Origin of the sequence: Proteiniborus ethanoligenes, from assembly GCF_900107485.1 — a bacterium.
In the GTDB taxonomy this organism is placed as follows: domain Bacteria; phylum Bacillota; class Clostridia; order Tissierellales; family Proteiniboraceae; genus Proteiniborus; species Proteiniborus ethanoligenes.
In genome coordinates this window covers 1-1,771 of record NZ_FNQE01000064.1, presented here as the reverse complement: position 1 = coordinate 1,771, position 1,771 = coordinate 1, and the positions used below count along the sequence as shown (strand labels likewise).

Annotated in this window: 2 protein-coding genes; both read right to left on the bottom strand. The window is 27.9% G+C overall.

Annotated features, from left to right (window positions below; translation table 11 throughout):
- Positions 1 to 448 (bottom strand): ATP-binding protein (locus tag BLV37_RS14730; RefSeq protein ID WP_176968004.1); only part of this gene is annotated, 448 nt, incomplete at its 3' end.
- Between the two features lie 4 nt (positions 449 to 452).
- Complete coding sequence (gene istA, locus BLV37_RS14725; RefSeq protein ID WP_091733218.1) at positions 453 to 1,670, bottom strand: IS21 family transposase; 1,218 nt, start codon at positions 1,668 to 1,670, stop codon at positions 453 to 455.
- Positions 1,671 to 1,771 lie beyond the last annotated feature (101 nt).

Here is a 1,771-nt window from a genome sequence, read left to right as displayed (position 1 = left end):
TTTCTGCATGTGCCTTATTTAGTTGCATAATTAGATCATGGCAAGATATGAAATATGCCATATTTCTGTTCTTAGCTGCAGCAATCCCAATTGCAACAGCTAAGTGAGTTTTACCAACGCCAGAAGATCCAAAGAAAAGTATATTCTCCTTATTCTCTAGAAATCTTAAACTTTCAAAATCTAACAATTGAGCTTTGTTTATAGATGGCTGAAAATCAAAATCAAAGTCTTGTAGTGTTTTTTCAAAAGGAAACGCAGATACTGATATTTGAATTTTTGAAGCTCTATCGTTCCTAAATTCTAATTCTTTTTCAGTTAATTCTAAAAGAGCATCTGTAAACGGAATTTCTTTCTTAGTTATTTCTTCCAAATAGTTTGGTAAAAAGCTTCTGAATTTCTCTAACTTAAGGGTTTCTAAATTGTTAAGTAGTTTATTATAGTTACTCAATTAATCATTCCTCCAAAAATATATCCATGTTTTTTAAATTTTGTTCTATGAAGTTTTCTATATCTTCATCAGAATAATGTTTTAGTGCATCTGATTTAAGTATTTCTTTTGCATGGTCAATTTTATAGTGAAGAATTTTTTCAGATATCTTATGACAAGCTATTAAATCTTTAGTATAATATATATAAAGTTCAGAGTCTTTCTCTGATACTGTTAAGTATTTACCTATATAGCTTGTAGGTACTGAGTATTTCTTCCCTTTATACCTAATCATAGATTCTTTGGATACCTTATACTCTTTTTCGTGGTGGAAATATGATAGAAGGATATCCATTGGTGGTAATGGGTTTAAATACTCTTTTTCTTTTAAAAATCTAATAAATGGAACTTCATATGTTGCTTGTGAAATCTCATTATTAATTTCATAGTTAAATACTTCAACTATATTTTCTAACTCATCAAAGCTATCAAATTCTTCATTATATGGTGTTAATCTATCTACTAATTTAGCTAAAGTTTCTACTTTACCTTTAGTTTCAGGTCTATAGGGCCTACAAGTAATTACTTCAAATCCAGCATCAATCGAAAAGTATTTAAAATCTTGATTGATAGTTACATTTTTAAAGGTTGTCTTACTTCTATCTACAACAGTAGACATATTATCAAAGAGGATTTCTTTAGGTACACCTCCAAAATATTTAAATCCTTGAAACAAGCATTCAAACAATGTTTTTTGTGTTCTATCAACAGTTAGTTTTAAATATTTCAACCTTGAATAACCTAAAACCATTAAGAATATATTTACTTCAAATATTTCACCTTGCCTGCTAATTATGGTAATACTTTCTTTCCAATCTACTTGAGCTTGGAGTCCTGGGCTTGTATCAAATCTAATTGTTGCTTTTTTTATTTCTTCTTTTTTATGGTTTTGGATAAAATTATTAACTGTATGATAACCACCATCGTAGCCTTTTTTCTGAATAAATTTGAATACTGCCATGGAGTTTGAACCCCAGTTATCTACTTTATCGATAATTATTTCTTTAAAATCATCAATTTTACTTTTAATATCTCTAGGTTTTCTTGATTCAGCATTTGTACCATTAAGATATTTATCAACTGTTCTTCTATCACAATTAAATCTTCTAGCTAATTCACTTTTATTCAATACACTTATATCCTCCTTAATCAGTTTTAGTTGATTAAATACATCTTTTCGCATAATATTTCTCCTGTAGTTTTAGAAATATTATACAAGAAAAATGTACAAATCTGTGCATTTTGAGATTCTAATTTTTGTGCATTTTCATTTTATCATTTACA

Excerpts from the sequence above, each read along its gene's own strand:
- istA (WP_091733218.1), bottom strand. The coding sequence starts at position 1,670 with ATGCGAAAAGATGTATTTAATCAACTAAAACTGATTAAGGAGGATATA.